Raw genomic sequence first — 16,858 nt, 5'->3', positions numbered from 1 at the left:
CGATGGCACCTTTGCAGCGAAAGCCGACGCTCAACAATTCACGGCCAGCAGGCTGCTCAGTGGTGGATACCAGACGATTCCAAGGCCCCCAATATCTAGCAGTCGTCACAACAGGACGCCTTGACTTCTAACAGTTAAGACAGGCACTGCCAGGCTCGCGCGTCGAAGAACCGTTGTAAGCAGCACCGTATCAGTCCCTATCGCCCGGAACACGACACACGCGATACTGTTGGGAGTCTTATCCTTCTCTCGGGTACTGCGAAGCAGTTTGCCGACAGCATCTCGTGCAGGTTCAATCATTTGAATCGCACTTTGGCGAAGATAGGACTCCGCAAATGCCAGCCAGTGCCCAACATCTTTACGGCAACGGTCGGCGACTTTGAGCTTGTTGATGGCGACGAGGCACACGCGTCCCGGATCGCACGAGCCTGCCCGCAGATCCTCTGTGTCGAACATGACGTCATGGGGTGTTCAAGGTGGCTATGCAATCCGCGGGCATCAGCTACCTACATCTGCCTTTCGATCAAAGTCAGAATTTGTAATTCAGATACGCTTTAGCCCCGTTGTCACGCAATCTCTTTGCGAACTGTCCCGAGTAGGCTGCACCGACCGTGAGCGCCGGAGTAACCGCTATTTCGATGGAAGCCTCAACGATCGCGGTGTCCTTGGCCAAAGGTGTGCCGTACACCGCAAACGGTTGGCCGCCTCTGAATGCGCTCGCGCTTGCCGCGAGCACGTCGCCGTATGCACGCCGCCAGCCGATCATTCCGGTGAAAGTGGTTGTGCTATTGAGGTGAGAATGAAGACGAGCGCCAAGGGTGCTGAACGTGGTTTTCTGACTGGCCTTGCCCACGTTCAGCGCCGCAGCATTGCCGCTTTCACTGAAAGCGTTCGTCTTCGTGTTTGCGTAAGCGAGTCCGGCAAAAGGCTCGACGGCAAAGCCGTCGTTGATCTTCATCGCATATCCAATCTCACCAAAAACCTGCGTCGAAGAGCCGTCGTATTTGGCATTCAGCGCATCGAAATAGTCGCCGAAGCTCACACGTCGCTGCGTCTCGATACTATGCTTTGTATAGTTTGCGCCCAAGCGCAGTCCCAGAGCACCCCAGCGTTTGCCGCCGTACACACCAAGGTGAATGTTGTCGATATTCCCTTGATCGTTGCCCGCGTCGCTGGACGTGCGGCCATACCCCACCAGCGCGCCTGCGCGCCATCCCTCTGCTAGAGGGGTGTCTGCCCCGACAAGGATGCCGCTCAGGGAGCGGCGCATGCCTTGCGAGTTGCCGTCTGCATGAAACTTGCCAGTTGAGCCAAAAGCTTGCGCCCAGACCGTGTGCTGCGTGCTCGGGCACCGCTCCCAACTGCTGCTGACCGGCTCACGCTGGCCGGTTGGGCCGAGATCAGGATCGTCTAGACCACAGGACCAATCTGCAAGCCTTGCGATCGCCGCCTCGCGCACGAATCGGCTGTCCTCCACCATCGAACGGCGCATGGAGCCGTGAACTTCACCGGAGAGGCGATCAAACGCCTGACGCGCCACGACGTCATTGGGCAGAAAGGCAACTTCATTGCGCAAGACGCTTCCACTGCTGAGGCCGTCCAGCGCAGCACTTGTTGCGGTCTGATTGACAGTTGTCGCAGCCGTCACGAACGATCGAACCTGCGATGCCGTCAGATAGACATTGCTCTGGTCGTATGTATCGCCGATCTGGACAAAAGCCGTGCGCGTATCACCTGCGAGCGAGAACTTGCCACTGACCTGGCCCGTCGTGCTGAGCACGGTGTACTTGCTGTCCAGCATATAAGGCGCCGTGGAGGTGCGTGAGACTGTCAACACGGAGCCGTCCTCTATGGCGACATCACCAGTTGCGCTCACCCGGCTGGATACGCCCTTGGTCGAGGAGTCGACCTGGACCTGAAAATTCGAGTTTGCCTTGGACGTGAAGCCGCCATTGACTTTCAACGTTCCGATGGCGCCATCGCCTGGCGCGATGGTCCCCCCACTCGTGATCAGAACGGAACCCACTGTACCGGTGCCGGCAAGCGTGGCGGCGTTGGCAACGGTCATCGCGGAATTCGCCAATGAGCCATTGACCACCAGCTTGCCTGCCGAAACGCTGGTCGGGCCCGTTAGGGAGCCGACGCCGGTGTAGATCAAGGTGCCGGCGCCCTCCTTCACGAGCGATCCATTGCCGTTGATGGCGTTGCGCATGATCGCAACGTCAGCCTCCTTGAAGAGCTTGCCAGCGCCGCCGATGGTATTGGGGGCGGCCGCATCACCTGCTTGATCGATCACCAGAGCCGCATTGTTGGTGATGTCGCCGCTACCAAAGCTGGAGGCAGTACCCACCAATTTGCCTGCGGTGATGGTGGTGCCGCCCGCATAAGCGTTGACCGCCGACAAGGTCGTCGTGCCGCTACCCGCCTGGGTGACGCTGCCCGCGCCTGTGATCGCGCCGGGAAAATTCACCGCATCCGAGCGTTTGAAGACAAGGACGCCATCGTTTTGCAGATTCGCAGACTGGATGCTGCCTTGGGTGCCTCCATCGCCAAGCTGCAGCGTGCCACTTGCAATGTGTGTGGGGCCTGCGTACGTGTTATCAGCTCGCAACACCAACGTGCCTTCTCCGACTTTGACAAGTCCTCCCGCGCCGGACAAGGTGCTGTTCGCACCAACGGTGTGGCCATTGGTGTCGAGCATCAAGCCGCCGCTCATAATTTGCAGCTCGCCCGCACCAAAGCCCTGGATGAAGTCCGGTCGATCTGCCGTGGCCTGCAGCACGCCGTTGTCGAAGGTCACGTCGCGAAAGGCTTTGCCGGTGGGGGCCGTACCAGCTGTCAATTGGCCTGTACTCAATATTCCGCGTGCATCGGCTGCTCCTGAAATATTGAGCGTCGCAGTGCTTCCCGTTGAATCGCCAATGATGGTGGTTGCACTGCGAACCTGCGCTGCGTTGCTTACCGAGAGGGTCCCCTTACCCGCACCTCCCACCGTCAGATTTCCGACGACATCCCAGAGCGACCCCTGGCCATCAATGGTTGCGCTGCCGTTTCCTGTCGTGGAGGCTCCTAATGAGGCAGCCTTGGTCGTCTGAACAGACGCTCCGCGGGTGACATTCAGCTGCCCGACACCGCCGTCCCCGACCGCGAGGTTGCCTCCAGCGGTCACGCGGCTTCCCGCTCCATCGACATTCAGGATGCCAGACGAACCACTCTGCAATGCGATGACAGCAACTCCGCGACTTGCCACCTTTCCACCGTCCAGTACATCCAAACGCCCGCCAGCATCGCCGAACTGGCCGACGAGCAGGGCGGATGCATTCCACGTGGACCCAGCGCCAGTCACGATCGCAGTGGAACCGGCGGAGCCTGCATCTAAACCGACCACGCCGCTTGCGGTACTTACGACTGCGCCACCAGAAATCCGCAGAGATCCCACTCCAGAGTAGCCTATCGCAAGGTTGGCGTTGGAGGTGAAGTTCGAACCCGCCCCTTCAACGACCATGGAGCCCGTCGACCCCGTGGAGGACGCCACTTCGTTGAAATAACCAGCAAAGGGCGAGGAACTGCTGACTTTCCCGCCATCCTTGATGATCAAAGTGCCTGAGCCTCTCCTACCAACTAACAATGGATATTGCCCAGCAGCTGTCGTACTGAGAGCCCAAACCGTGGATGGGCCGGCCACTGTCACCGTCCCGGTCGCTCCAGCCTGGGCCCCCAACACCGCTTGCCTGTTATTGGTGGTAACCCCAACTGGCACGGCATATGTGGCGTTGTCGCCAGGGGGCCCTCCGACAGTGATATCCGTGGCGGGCTGGGCAAAAACGCCCGTGGACACGGAAAAGCCCGACATCAACATCGCCGATAGAGTGGTATGACGGATGGCGCGGGGTTCGATCAGGGACGCAGCTCGTTTCCGAGATCCAACAAACATAGTCCTAGCTCCTGTAAGACTGACGCATGACCACAAGCGGGTGCCACGTCGCTCGGGCGAGCGAAACGCTTTCTGTTTGTTGTGAATCTTGTTATGCAGCTGCCGCTCTGTGTGATTTTATTTACGACGTAACATCGTGTACACAAAGTCACGCTCGAAGTCCGCGCTATATGTGTAAATAGTCACAGTCAACGCGGCGTGCACCTCACGGCTCAGCGTTTCTCGGAGATCCTCTCTGATGCCAGCATGAAGCTGGAGCAGGTTGCGCAGGAACACTCGAGCCTGAGCCGAGTGCGTGTGCTCAGCCTCCCTCGCCGGCTTCGTTCACGAGGCTTGCTACGAAATCCAGCAAGGCGCGCGTCTTGGCCGGCACATGATGTCGGGACGGGTGGTAGGCGTACAGCGGGAAGCGCTCGTCGGACCAGTCCGGGAACAGCGGCACCAGCTTCTTCGCCGTGATGAAGGACTCGGCCCCAAGCTCGAACAGTTGGGCGATCCCGTGGCCGGCCAGGCAGCTGCTGTAGAGGGTGCCGGCATCGTTGACCATCAGGGACCCGCGGACGGCAACCGTGCGCCTGCGGCTACGCTGATGGAATTCCCAGGGAAAGGGCCGGCCAGTAGCCGGATCCCGGAACAGGATGCACCGGTGGTGCTGGGTCTCGAGTTCCCGCGGGTCCGACGGATGTCCATGACGCCGGAGGTAGCCAGGAGACGCCACCGTCAGCACTCGCGTGTCGAGCAGCTTTCGGGCGACCAGGGAACTAGGCCTGGGGTGTCCGAAGCGGATTGCCAAGTCAAAGCCTTCGGCCACCAAGTCGCCCAGGTCATCGCGGCTGCGCAATTCGATCTCCAGGTCCGGATGCTTGTCCAGCAGGGCCCCCAGTCGCGGAGCCAGGATGAGGCTGGAAAAGAAGGGGTCGATGTTCACCCGGAGGCGGCCCCGCACGGCCGCTGCGCCGCCCGCCGCCCTGGAAGTGACTTCTGCCAGTGCGCCAACCAGCGGCATGACCTCTTCGTAGAAGCGCCGCCCCTCTTCGGTCAGTCGGACGGATCGGGTAGTGCGATCGAACACTCGGATGCCCAAACGTGCCTCCAGCCGCTCGACGGCGCGGCTCACGCCAGACTGCGACATGCCAAGCGCTTCGCCGGCACGTCCGAAGCTGCGCGTGTCAACAACGGCTGCGAGGACATCGACGCCTTCGAGCATCTGCACGCTGACATGGTTCATTGATGATTCTCGCGCATAAATTAAATGCCTTTCATGCTATCGCTCTTTGCGGGCGAGCTTCGCAAAATCGCAGCAACGCGGCGCGCGGTGCGCCGAAGCAGGAGAAAAGACGATGTTCGTTGTCACGGGAGCCACTGGCAAGGTCGGCGGTCAGGTCATCAGGCAATTGCAGGGGGCAGGCTTGCCGACGAGGGCTGTCTTGCGAGACAAGGCCAGAGCCGCGGCGTTCCAGGCGCTGGGTTGCAACACCGCCTTCGCGTCGATGGACGACGCCGCCGCGCTGGCTCGCGCATTTGCCACCGCGGAAGCCGTGTTCGTGCTGTTGCCGCCGGTGTTCGACCCGTCGGAGGACTTCGCAGAAACGCGGGCGAATGTCGCCGCGCTCGTCGCCGCCTTGCACTTGGCCCGGCCGCGGCGGGTGGTGGCCCTCTCCACCATCGGCGCACAGGCCGCGCAAGTCAACCTGCTCACGCAGCTGCAGATGATGGAGCGCGGACTTGCCGCGCTGCCGATGCCGCTCGCGTTCCTGCGTGCTGCATGGTTCATGGAAAACGCCGCCTGGGACATTGACGAAGCGCGGTCGCTGGGGGTGCTGTCGAGTTTCCTCCAGCCCCTGGACAAGGCGGTGCCAATGGTCGCGACGGCGGATGTTGCCGAAACGGCGGCGCAAATGCTGCAAGACAGCTGGGAGGGGCACCGGGTGATAGAGCTGGAGGGGCCGGTTCGGGTCACGCCATCAGGGCTAGCTGCTACCCTGGGCCGGGTGCTCGGGCGCGAGGTCGTCGCTCGCGCGGTGCCTCGCACGACGTGGGAATCTCTGTTTCGCTCGCAGGGCATGGTCAATCCTCTCCCGCGCATGCGAATGCTGGATGGCTTCAACGAGGGTTGGATCGAATTCGAAGCCGCAGCGGGCGAGACCCGAAAGGGGAGGACCGGACTCGACACAGTGTTGAGCCGTCTTGCCGCATCCGCTGTGCAGCAGCGCGCTTCGTCTTGATGCATCAGTAGCCGGCAGTTTCTGGCGCGGGCACGCGATAGAACTACGAGAACGACGAGCGTACCGGTCGGAAGCTGGAGGAGTAGTTTGTGTCTCCGCGCTGCACCCCGAAGGAAGCGGCGCTTCGCACCAAGCCGCTCCGGCTAGACCCTGCACCTTGCAGTGCAGCGGGTGGAAGAAGGCTTACCTCACCTGTTGGAACATCAGCATTGGCAACGTCAATGTGAACAGGCTGCCTGTCCCGGCGTGCTGGTACATGCCACACGACCACCATGCCGTTGCGCCACCGTAAGCACCAGCCACAATCCAAGACCGTGGCCGGCGCCGAGTCGGCAGCCACCCGCCCGCCGGTAACGTTCGAACAGATGCGGCAGGTCCGCGGGGGCGATGCCGATACCTTCATCGCGCACAGTGATCGTCACCACCTTGCCGCAGACATGCAGCGCGCCGCGCCGACTGACAGCAACCAGTCTAAAGCGGCCGCTTCGCAGCAGTTGCAGTCGCTGCAGGCGACGCCGACTCACGCGGTCTGGCACCAATAAGTCGCTGGACCGGAGGATCAACAAGAGCACGAGTGAGAGCAGTGCACGTTACTGCGGCTTTCGACCTGCTTCAGTCCCTCGCGGACGCGAGGAACTTCGGGACTGGCTTCAATGCGGCGAGCGTTCAACTGAAGACGTCGAAAGTGATTTCGAGGACTTCCTTGTCCACAAAGGAAAAATTCGCCTGTCGAGCCCCAACTGGAGCGCTGGCAGCCGGAGCAAGCCAACGGCACAATCCCGCCATCACAAGGCATTCACCGAGTACCTTCCATCCCGCCTCACGGCGACTTCCCCCAATCTCTGAATGGGCCGCGCGCGTGCAATCTCTCCCCCTGCGGTCCTTCACCCCTTGGCTCGTTCCCGTCGCACTCGCCGGCCTCGTGTTGGCGTTGCAGGCAGGCGGTGAGCCGGTGTACGAAGCGCTGCGCTACGAACGCGCGGCCGTGCTCGGCGGACAGTACTGGCGCCTGCTTTCGGCGCATGCGGTGCATCTCGGCTGGGCGCACTGCCTGATGAACGTTGGCGGGCTGGCGCTGTGCGCCGCGTTCGCGGCAGGCACCCGCAGCGGGTCTGCCTGGGCTGTTGCGATCGTTGTGCTGGCCCTCGGCGTGGGGATTCTGCTGCTGGCTGCGTCGCCCCAGGCCATGAACTATGCGGGCCTCTCGGGCGTGCTCTACGGTCTATTCGTCTGGGTGCTGGCGCCGCGCGCCTGGCGCGGCGATCGCGTGGCCTGGATCGTCCTGATGGCCGTCATCGCACGCGTCGGCTGGCAGATGTTCCATCCGCCTTCGGACGCGCAACGTGCGCTGATCGGCGGCGAGGTGATGGTCGAGGCGCACCTGTACGGCGCGCTGTGCGCACTGGCGCTCTGCCTTTGCCAGGGTGCGTGGCCGCACCTGCGGCGGGCCTGGGCCGGCGCCGAGGTCTGAGCTCGGCGCCTGCCCCGCCGCTTCAGGACCGGCGGCGACGGCGGGCGAGCGCAAGCGCCGCGAGGCCGGCCAGCGCGAGCGCGAGGTCGCCCGCGTCGAGCGATCCGCCGCGTCGGGTGAACGGGAAGGCGATCGACATCTCCGGCGGAGGGGGCTCCGTCGTCGGCGGCGGCGTCGTCGACGGCGGCTCGTTGTTCGACCTGTAGGGCTCGATGTCGTAGGCGTAGAGCTTGACGCTCGTCCCCTCCTTGGGACTCTCCGCCTGCATGGCGACGAACCCGCCAACCGCCCCCTGCCGCTGGCTGATGGCGTTGCCGGCGTCCCTGTTCGGCGTCTCGCCGTCGCCGACTTCCTTGAGAACGTGATGCTGCTTGACGCCGTCCTTCTCGGAATACAGGAACATCTTCATCTCGCCGGTCTTCGGGTCGATGGGGGTGTTGAACCAGACCGCCTGGTCCAGTGCCCTGTCGGCGATCTGCGAGCCCTCCTGGCCGTTCGTCTGTCGCGTGATCAGCGAATGCTGACCCGCCACCACGGTGCCCGTCGCGCCGTTGCCTCTGAACACGACATGCGGGTAGACATTGGTGCCATGGATGAAGCTCTGCATCGTGTGCCCTTCCTGGGCGGCGTAAGGGCCCGCGGCGGGGCTCTTCGCCTCTTCGAAGACGAACTTGAGGTTGTCCTGCGCCAGGGCGGGCTCACCCGGTGGCGCATTCGAGTTGGCGGATGGCAGCAGGATGTCGCCACGAAGGATGACAGGCGTGCGCGACAGCGATTCCGGCGAGGCCGCGGTCGCGGGCTTGCTTCTGTTGGTCAACGCGGCGGCCTGTGTCTGTCCGTTGAGGTCCGACTCCGCGGATACGACCATGTACGTCCTTCCGGGCTCGAACCGCGTGACGAGCCGCCAGGATTTTTCAGTCCCCGCATGCTTGTGCAAGCGCAGTCCGAACGGGCTGACGACCGGGTCCTGCGGCGACAGGACGAGCGTGCTGCGACCATGTTTGGGCACCGCCTTGGTTTCCGTGCCGCCGGACGCCCTCGCGATGCCGTCGCTCCCATAGGAGGTCTTGTACTGCTTGAGGGGAGTCACGCCGTCACTGAAGCGAACGTCCGCATAGGACAAGGGTGCCTCCAGTGCATTGGGGGCTTCCATCCACCCGACGGTCATCTTGCCGAAGGACAGGACGAAGGTCGCCGTGTTCTCCGCATAGGCCGTCGCCGGTGCGGGCCCCCTCGCGGTCACCGTGACATGGCAGGGCGCGCCAGGGACCACCGCGCAGTCGGGCGGATTGAACTTCATGCTCTCGACGGCAAAGCCCGCGGGCAGGGAGACGTTGGCAGCGGTGAAAACCACGTTCTTCGTTTCGGCCGGCACGTTGATGTCGAGCATCGCCTGGGCGTTCTTGCCGCCCCAGGTCCGGGCCTTGAAGGATTCGCCGCCATAGCTGAAGGTCGCGGTGACCCCGTTCGGCGGCAGGCCCGCATCGATGAGGTACTGCTCCGGATTCGTCGTGGCCCAGTACGCCTCCTTCGGTCGGCCGACGCCGGACCACGGATAGCCGTTGGTGTGATAACCCGGGTCCGTCATCCCCCACCAGGTGACCCGGTGCACACCCCCCTTGTACTCTGGGTGACGACCTCCGGGGCCGGCGGCGTACTCCTTGAGCAGGCTGAAAAGCTTCGCGTACTGGATGCCCTGCTCCATGAACAGCGCATCCATCTCAGGGCCGTTCTGAATCCGCAGGCCTTTGTCCAGGCCCAGGAGCGGCGCGAGATCCAGCTCGGTCAGGTCGACGTTCGCCCCGGTTTCCAGATAGGTCTTGATGGTCCGCTCGAAGGCGTCGAGGTTGAGCCGCATGTCCCAGTGCCCCTGCGTGCCGATGACGTCGACCAACGGCCTGGGCTTCCCCTTGGCGTCCAGAAGTACCCGCCCTTTGCCCGCAGCCGATTCGGCCGCGTACCGCTCATTGAACTCCTTGACCATCGCGGCGATCGCCGTGGCCTTCGAGGCGCGCTCGTTGTCATTGAAGTCGTTGTAGTTCAGGATGGCTGTGGTGTGCTGGCGCGCGTAGTAGAAAGCGTCATACATGTAGTCCCAGCTTTTCCCGCCCTTGGAATAGGCCTGGGCCCATCGGGACGGCCGCTCCTCGGGGCTGTAGCCGGTTCGGAGGGCGTTCCTCCAGTCGGCGGGGTTGTCGGGGTTGTCCTTGAACGCTTCGTTGACGACGTCCCAGGAGTAGGCCTTGAAGGGCTCCTTGTCGAAATGGCCGGCCACGGTCCGGACGTAGTACTCCAGGTTCGTCTTGGCCGTGGCGTAGTCCCACGGCGTTTCCCATCCGCCCGTCGGAGTCAGCACGTTGGGGGCGGGCCATTGGGCCGACTGGTTGTGCCAGAGCAGCACGTGCCCGGTGACCTTGACGCCGCGCGCATTGGCCGCGCTGATGTCGGCGTTGATGCCCGAGCTCAGGTTGGTGAGGAAGTTCGGGCTCGGGTTGCTGCTCCCGCCGTTCCAGAAATCCGGCTTCATCGCGTTGCTGGGCGTCACCGCATTGAAGTGCTTCAGGGTCATGGCGGCGACCGAGTTTTCACCCGGCACCACCTCGGCGCCGAAGTTGCGCGCGTCGAGATTGGTGCTGCCGATCAGGAAGTAGTTCTTGTACACATCCTTCAGCGCCGGCCAATCGGCGGGGTTCGAAGGCCGCTCGGCCGCCAAGGCGGCGTTCGCGATCACGAGTCCGGTGGGCAGCGCAATCCAAAGACGCTTGAAGTCGAGTCTGCTGAACATGATCCGGTCCTTCTAGTGAGTCCTGCGATCGAGGCGTTCTCTTTGGCTGGCTCTGCGGCGCCCGCCTGTGCGCCCTCTCGCGGATCGAGGTTCGATGGTCAGATGCATGCTTGTCTCCTTGGGTTGAAAGGAATCCTGCGGCGCATGGCCGTCACAGCTGCGCGCCCTGCAGCAGGCCGCGGTCGGCCAGGTTGCCGATCAAGGCACGCAGGCCGAAGCGCCATGGCGATGCCGCCTCGCAATGGGCCACCCGGTTCCTCAGGCAGCCCAGCCAGGGGCTGTGGATGCTGACCACGTCGCCCAGCTTGTGGGTGAAACCGCCGCCCGGCGCGTCCCGGTCTTCGGTGGGCGCGAACAGCGTGCCCAGGAACAGCATGAAACCGTCGGGATACTGGTGGCAGGCCAGTGTCTGCGCCACCAGGTCGACCGGGTCGCGGCTGATGCTGACCATGGTGTTGATGCCTCGCAGCGTGTAGCCGTCGTCGCCGGTCACCTGCAGGTGCACGGTCTCGTGGCGCAACTGGTCGAGGCCGAAGTGAGCGTCGAACAGGCGGATGAACGGACCGATGGCGCAGGACGCGTTGTTGTCCTTGGCCTTGCCGAGCAGCAGTGCGCTGCGGCCTTCGATGTCGCGCAGGTTGACGTCGTTGCCCAGCGCAGCGCCGACGATGTCACCGCGGCTGCTGACGGCCAGCACCACCTCGGGCTCGGGGTTGTTCCAGGTCGATTCGGCGCGGATGCCGATGTCCTGGCCATGCCCCACCGACGCCAGCACCGGCGCCTTGGTGAAGACCTCGGCATCGGGCCCGATGCCGACCTCCAGGTATTGCGACCACAGCTTCTGCTGCTGCAGCAGGTTCTTCAGTGTCAGCGCTTCGGCAGAGCCGGGACGGACGTCGGACAGGCTGGTGCCGATCAACCCCGTGATCTGGTTGCGTAGCGCGAGCGCACGACTGGCGTCGCCGCCGGCCTGCTCCTCGATCACGCGTTCGATCATGCTGCCCGCAAAGGTCACGCCGGCGGCCTTGACCACCTGCAGGTCGCAGGGCGCCAGCAGCCAGGGAACGGTGGGGTCCTGCCCTTGCGCCTTGCTGTTGTCGAGCAGTGCATCGACGCTGCACAGGAACTCGCCGGCCACCGAACGCACGGCCTGCGCCGGCTGCTCGGTCTCCAGCAGCGTGCTCATGGTGGGGAAGTGCTTGCTCAGATCGAACACGCCATCGGGGCGCAGCACCACCACGGCCGGGCCCGCCGGCGCGCCGGCACGCCAGACACGACCGACGAGCGTTCCGGCCAGGCCGTCCTGCGGCAGCACCGGGTGCAGGCCATCGGTGCGCACCGGCATGGCCGTCGTTGTTGCAGTCATTCAGATTTCCTTGGGGTTTCGCCAATGCACCTGCAGCGCGGGCAAGTCGCGCGGGCGGCGGGCGATCTCTTCGTCGGACACCCACGTGTCGCCACGGCGACCTTGCCGCGCGTCGCCGGCTCCCTGCGCAGCCGTGCTTGATGCATCCGAAGGCTAGGTGACGGCCCCCTGCCGGTCCACTGACTTTTTCGCTAGCATCCATTCCAAATGCTGATGAGTTCAGGCCAGACCTCTGACAAACCCCTGATGCTGGCGCAGGTCTCGCGGCTGCGTTTCCGGCACCTGCAGTTCCTCGATATCCTGGGCAAGACGCGCAATCTGCGCCTGACCGCCGAGCAGATGTACATCACGCAGTCGGCGGCCACCAAGGTGTTGATGGACATCGAGGAAATGCTGGAGGCGCGCCTCTTCGATCGCCTGCCGCGCGACATGCAACCGAACGAGCTCGGGCTCTTCACCCTGCGTTATGCGCACTCGGCACTGGACGGCCACCGCAAGTTCGTGGATGAGTTCAGCGACCTGAAACTGGGCGGGCACGGCCATCTGTCGATCGGCGCGATCTCCGGTGCGGCGGCGCATCTGCTGATCGCCGCGGTGGCCGAGCTGCAGCGCCTGCGGCCGCTGCTGGTGGTGAAGGTGCTGGAACAGAGCAGCGATCAGCTGATCGTGTGGCTGGCCGAACGCAAGATCGACGTCATGATCGGCCGTTTCACCGACGAATCCCAGCGCGGCCAGTTCCACTACGAAAACCTGACCGGTGAAGGTTTGCAGATCACCGCAGGCGTGCACCATCCGCTGCGGGGACGGAAGCCCCCCGGACTGAAGGAACTGTCGAACTGGCCATGGATTCTCTATCCGACATCCACGGCGCTGCGCAAGGTATCGGACGACATCTTCCGCAGCACGGGCCTGTCGCTCACTTCGGGCATCGTCGAGACGCCGTCGTTCCTGTTCGCATTGGAACTGATGCAAAACACGACCATGCTGTCGCTGCAGCCCTCCGCGCTGGTGGACAAGTACGTGCGGCGTGGGCTGCTGACGCGCATCGCGGCCGAGCTCCCCAACCGCGTACCAGACTTCGGCCTGATCACGCTGCAAGGCGAGCCGCCCAGTACGGCCGTGCTGGCGTTCATGGACGTGATCCGCAAGATGTCGGACCGCGAGGCCGAAGCGGCATCGGTCGAAAGAGCAACGGCCGTTGCCAGGCCCAAGCCACGAGGTCTTCCGCCTGCGCGATGATGGGAGGCCACGCAGCTGAAGCAGGCACATCCGACGGGCAGCTACGCAGCGGTTGCCGAATCCCCTGGGCAGCGCAAATGGGTACTATCGGCCGTCAGCAGACTTGGACGGCACTTTCGCAGGGGGAGACGGGGTGATCCACAAAATCAGAGAGGCGATCGCAAGCAGCGGGGTACTCACCGATGTCGAGGTGAGAGAAGACATTGTGGTGGGCCGGGCTCGCGTGTTGGCAGCGCAAGCTGACGTTTGGGTCAACGTCGATCCTGAGCTCCAGGACGGGGGAGCACCGGACGTTGCGGCTCTGCTGCGCGGCATCGACCAAATGCTCGGCATCTCGCCAACGCAGTGGGACCTGATCATCGACCAGATCGCAGACGAGATTGAAGCGGCGGTCGGTGACGAGCCAGTGCAGGAAACCACCAGCCTGCGCTCCGACTTGATCTTGAAATCTGTCGTTGTGTTCGCCGGGGCGACACTCCTGCGCTTCGAAGCGCCGCGCCAGTTTCCCGACAGCTGGATCCATGCCCAGCTTGACGAACAACTCGCTCTTGAAGACCTTGCTGTCGATGCGCGAGAAGTGGATGCAGAAACGGTGTCCTTCAACACCGTTGACGATCTGCTAGATCACGTCAGCGAGGACAATACGCCGCGCGAATCGTAGAAGAAAGACCGCTTCTACGGCGATCCGAAAGTCTCCGGTTCAATGGCCTGAGTCATGGATGCTAACAGCAGGAGAAGCTCAGCGGCTCGATACGCAGCACGACGCAGTAGCATTCCTCCTGCAGGCCGCTTGCGGGCCAGGAGCGGACGGCGGACCTGCCGCCCAATCTGTAGCATTGGCGGCTTGTTAGCCTGTATGGAATTGAACCAATAGCATGATTTGGCCATTCAAGAAGAAAGCTAGTGAACCGCGTAACGCCCACCGGTTGAGGCCGGCGCAAGCTCCGACGGCCAGGCAGTTTCCTCCGGTCCCCGCGTGGAGGCCGACCTACCCGATTCCTGTCGATAAAGTTGTAGATAGAACCCACACGTACTGCAACGGCTCACGAGACTTCGCTGTGTTTCGCGAGGGCACCATTTCCATACTTCCGGACGGACTGTCAGACAATGCTGCTGAGGCGCACGCTATGGCCGCCCTTCGAAGCGTTTTTCACGCTCACGTTGACATGAACCCGGTCGCGATGAAGGACGGCAACATTCTTATTCACTACAACCACGATGTCGCGACGATCGTCCTCAAGGATCTGGTTGACGGCCACTGGCCAGAGATTCAGCAGCGGCACCTGGACGCCCTGGCCACTGATGAGGTCCTCATCACCGGCGCGGGGCCCAATGTGTTTGATGATCATGGAAAGGCGGCGCTCTTCGGCCGCTGCTACATGTTCATGGATGCCGTTGACCCGCAGGTAATTCGCATTGAGCGCAAATCAGCGAGCTAGCTCAATCGGCTGCCTTCGGCCATAAGCGGCCCTTCCGCCAGTGGTCAGAACCGAGGCGGCTAGCAACCTCAGATGTTCAACATAAGTCGCTGGTTCACGTATCGGCTAATCAAGAGGAGGCGTTTGTGGTCCATCTTGCGGGACATAAGCTGAATTATTCGGTCGTGCAGTGGTCTTATGACTGGGACCCATCACTCTTTGACTTACTTGACCGTATGCCCGAACTGGTTCTCGGGAGACATGTGGCCATTGCTTCATGTGACAGCGGCTATTACAAGCCGACCGAGGCCGAGTTGCGATCCGGTTGGGAGGTCGTGGATAGAATTGCTGTAAGCCCCAAGATAACCGCCGTTTCCGACCTGCCTGCGCCCGGTTTTGATGAGTGGTACGTGTACGAAGAGCGTCCGAGGCCGTACTGCTATCGCTCATCTGTTAACCACTTCGGCTTCGCCCCGCTGCCGCCGGACCAAGCTACGGGATTTTGGGCTCAAGTTGAGGCCGCGCTGCCGCTGCATGTCTTGGGTGCCGGAACCCCGACGATGTTTCTAGCAACGCGGGACAGGAACTCGTTCGACCGGGCGTTGAAGCTTGGTGCCATCTGACCGACTACCGTCGGCCAAAAGCGGAAGTACGAATCGAACCGCTGGCCTGACCTCGGCCAGAAGCTGCCGTTCACCGGTGGGGCACAATCTACTCATTCGAGCTCACCCGCTCTCCGAGCAGCGTTCCGACTGCTCATCACCTCGCCCGGCCTCATAAGGACTGGCGACACGTTGACTCCTGTTGACCCAACATGAGCTGATCAAGGCCGTGCAACCGCATCGCCTCCGTGACCAGGTCACCCAAGGCTCCCGGAACTCCGAGGGCCCCAAGTCAAGGAGTTCAGCCGTAATGCCCTCGCAAGCCCAGCAAGCGCCGCCTCTTTTTGTCTTGATTGCCGTTTCTGCACTCGCGGTCCTGCCGGTCAACATGTTCGTGCCTTCGTTGCCTAGCATTGCCAGGGATCTTGGTGTGGAATTTTTCGTGGTCAACGCCGCTATTGCCGGATACGCCGTGGCCACGGCCTTCACACACTTGATCGCGGGCGCCCTCTCAGACCGCTTTGGACGCAAGCCCATCGCGCTGGTTGCTTTGACCGTTTTCACGATCGCCTCGATCGGCTGCAGCTTGGCGACAGACATTCGCACGTTCTTGTTGTGTCGATGGTTACAGGGGGCCGTGACCGCGGGGTACGCAGTCTCCCTGGCTGCCATTCGCGATACCTCGGACGAGCGTGCAGCGGCCAGCCGGATTGGCTATGTCTCCTCCGCTTGGGCCGTGGCCCCGATGATCGGACCCCTCTTCGGTGGAATGCTCGATACGCACTTCGGTTGGCGTGCAAACTTCATTGCATTCGCACTCCTGGGGTTCGCCGGCGTGTACCTGGTCGCGTTTCATTTGCGAGAGACGAACCGTCACCCATCGAAGTCCATGGGGGTGCAGTTCAGGGGGTATGGCGACCTACTTCGCTCGACGCGGTTCAGCGCATACGCTCTCTGCATGGCGTTGGCCATAGGAACGTTGTACGTTTTTCTGAGTGGAGCACCGTTGGTTGCAGCACAACTGCACGACACGTCCGGCACGGCGCTCGGCCTCTATATGGGAATGGTGCCGGCTGGCTTCATCGTTGGAAGCTACTTTGTGGGACGCACGAGTTCCCACCGTTCCTCCACAGAGTTCATCGTTGCAGGCCGCATCCTCACTTGCTCGGGCCTTCTGATCGGGCTCGGCTTGATGATCGCCGGCGTGACACACCCGCTTGCGTTCTTCGGCCCGTGCGTCAGCGTCGGACTGGGCAATGGACTGACGATGCCAGCGGCAAATGCACGAGTGCTTTCTTTTCACCCGGGTCTTGCGGGAACTGCATCGGGGTTGGCGGCGGCCTTGACCTTGATCGGTGCGGGCATCATTGCCTTTGCTTCGGGGTTGGTCGTGGACGCGCCGAATGCAAGCGTTGCAGTCCTCGGCGCGATGTTGACAGCTTCATTGCTGTCGCTTGCAACCGCCTTGTTCATCGCCCGTGCGGAAAAGACGAAGAGATGGAAATGACGCTGGCAATGGGCGGGAAGCGGCCAAAAAGATGCCTCAGATGCTGTTGGCCAGGAACAAGCGTGCAGTCCTTGCAGAGAGCTGCCTCGGACAACATTGAAGGCTTCTCGGCTGTGCTTCGTGCTGCCGAACTGTCTCACCACATCGAGCGGGTCCAGCACGAGCTCAATACCGATGACGAATTCATTTCTTACTTCGCCGAGACCGAGAGAAGCCCGAAAGATGGGCCGTTTCACACGGTTGACGCCGAACTGAACGACCGCTTCGGAGCAAAACGAACTTCAACTTAGGGCCCAAACCGGAAGTCTGGA

At 62.6% G+C, this 16,858-nt stretch carries 14 protein-coding genes; 8 read left to right on the top strand and 6 right to left on the bottom strand.

Going from position 1 to position 16,858, the window contains the following annotated elements:
* Positions 1–105 precede the first annotated feature (105 nt).
* The 3 genes from M2165_RS00815 to M2165_RS00805 all read right to left on the bottom strand — a co-directional run bounded on the left by M2165_RS00815 (position 106) and on the right by M2165_RS00805 (position 5,162).
* Positions 106–456 (bottom strand): hypothetical protein, encoded by a 351-nt coding sequence (locus tag M2165_RS00815; RefSeq protein ID WP_280812764.1) that lies wholly within the window; start codon positions 454–456, stop codon positions 106–108.
* A gap of 73 nt (positions 457–529) precedes the next feature.
* Positions 530–3,853, bottom strand: coding sequence for an autotransporter domain-containing protein (locus tag M2165_RS00810; protein ID WP_280812763.1), 3,324 nt, complete (start codon positions 3,851–3,853; stop codon positions 530–532).
* A gap of 382 nt (positions 3,854–4,235) precedes the next feature.
* Positions 4,236–5,162: a LysR family transcriptional regulator gene (locus tag M2165_RS00805; protein ID WP_280812762.1), complete on the bottom strand. Its 927-nt coding sequence runs from the start codon at positions 5,160–5,162 to the stop codon at positions 4,236–4,238.
* A 112-nt stretch (positions 5,163–5,274) separates the two neighbouring features.
* Here M2165_RS00805 and M2165_RS00800 point away from each other — a divergent pair, with 112 nt between their 5' ends.
* Positions 5,275–6,159: an NmrA family NAD(P)-binding protein gene (locus M2165_RS00800; RefSeq protein ID WP_280812761.1), complete on the top strand. Its 885-nt coding sequence runs from the start codon at positions 5,275–5,277 to the stop codon at positions 6,157–6,159.
* A 218-nt stretch (positions 6,160–6,377) separates the two neighbouring features.
* On the opposite strand, the gene M2165_RS00795 is transcribed toward M2165_RS00800, so the two are convergent.
* Positions 6,378–6,569 carry a sensor histidine kinase gene (locus tag M2165_RS00795; RefSeq protein ID WP_280813149.1) on the bottom strand — a complete coding sequence of 64 codons (192 nt, stop codon included), beginning with the start codon at positions 6,567–6,569 and terminating at the stop codon, positions 6,378–6,380.
* Positions 6,570–7,018: 449 nt separating this feature from the next.
* Here M2165_RS00795 and rrtA point away from each other — a divergent pair, with 449 nt between their 5' ends.
* Positions 7,019–7,630, top strand: coding sequence for a rhombosortase (gene rrtA / locus M2165_RS00790; RefSeq protein WP_280812760.1), 612 nt, complete (start codon positions 7,019–7,021; stop codon positions 7,628–7,630).
* Positions 7,631–7,652: 22 nt separating this feature from the next.
* Here rrtA and M2165_RS00785 read toward each other — a convergent pair whose 3' ends face one another.
* Entirely contained in the window at positions 7,653–10,415 is a 2,763-nt protein-coding gene (locus M2165_RS00785) for an endo-1,4-beta-xylanase (protein ID WP_280812759.1), read from the bottom strand.
* Between the two features lie 151 nt (positions 10,416–10,566).
* Complete coding sequence (locus tag M2165_RS00780) at positions 10,567–11,781, bottom strand: fumarylacetoacetate hydrolase family protein (protein WP_280812758.1); 1,215 nt, start codon at positions 11,779–11,781, stop codon at positions 10,567–10,569.
* A gap of 207 nt (positions 11,782–11,988) precedes the next feature.
* Here M2165_RS00780 and M2165_RS00775 point away from each other — a divergent pair, with 207 nt between their 5' ends.
* The 6 genes from M2165_RS00775 to M2165_RS00750 all read left to right on the top strand — a co-directional run bounded on the left by M2165_RS00775 (position 11,989) and on the right by M2165_RS00750 (position 16,837).
* Entirely contained in the window at positions 11,989–13,020 is a 1,032-nt protein-coding gene (locus M2165_RS00775; protein WP_280812757.1) for a LysR family transcriptional regulator, read from the top strand.
* Between the two features lie 133 nt (positions 13,021–13,153).
* Positions 13,154–13,681, top strand: a complete 528-nt coding sequence (locus M2165_RS00770; protein ID WP_280812756.1) for a hypothetical protein — start codon at positions 13,154–13,156, stop codon at positions 13,679–13,681.
* A 505-nt stretch (positions 13,682–14,186) separates the two neighbouring features.
* Positions 14,187–14,459 (top strand): hypothetical protein, encoded by a 273-nt coding sequence (locus M2165_RS00765; RefSeq protein ID WP_280812755.1) that lies wholly within the window; start codon positions 14,187–14,189, stop codon positions 14,457–14,459.
* 215 nt (positions 14,460–14,674) lie between these two features.
* A complete protein-coding gene (locus tag M2165_RS00760; RefSeq protein WP_280812753.1) occupies positions 14,675–15,061 on the top strand; it encodes a hypothetical protein in 387 nt (128 codons plus the stop codon).
* Between the two features lie 289 nt (positions 15,062–15,350).
* On the top strand, positions 15,351–16,547 hold the full coding sequence (locus tag M2165_RS00755; RefSeq protein WP_280812752.1) for an MFS transporter: 1,197 nt from the start codon (positions 15,351–15,353) through the stop codon (positions 16,545–16,547).
* A gap of 62 nt (positions 16,548–16,609) precedes the next feature.
* Positions 16,610–16,837 (top strand): hypothetical protein, encoded by a 228-nt coding sequence (locus tag M2165_RS00750; protein ID WP_280812751.1) that lies wholly within the window; start codon positions 16,610–16,612, stop codon positions 16,835–16,837.
* Positions 16,838–16,858: the final 21 nt, after the last annotated feature.

Origin of the sequence: Variovorax sp. TBS-050B (assembly GCF_029893635.1) — a bacterium.
Classification (GTDB): Bacteria; Pseudomonadota; Gammaproteobacteria; order Burkholderiales; family Burkholderiaceae_C; genus Variovorax.
Note: the sequence above shows the minus strand (reverse complement) of the source record. Positions and strands in the feature narration are given on the sequence as shown.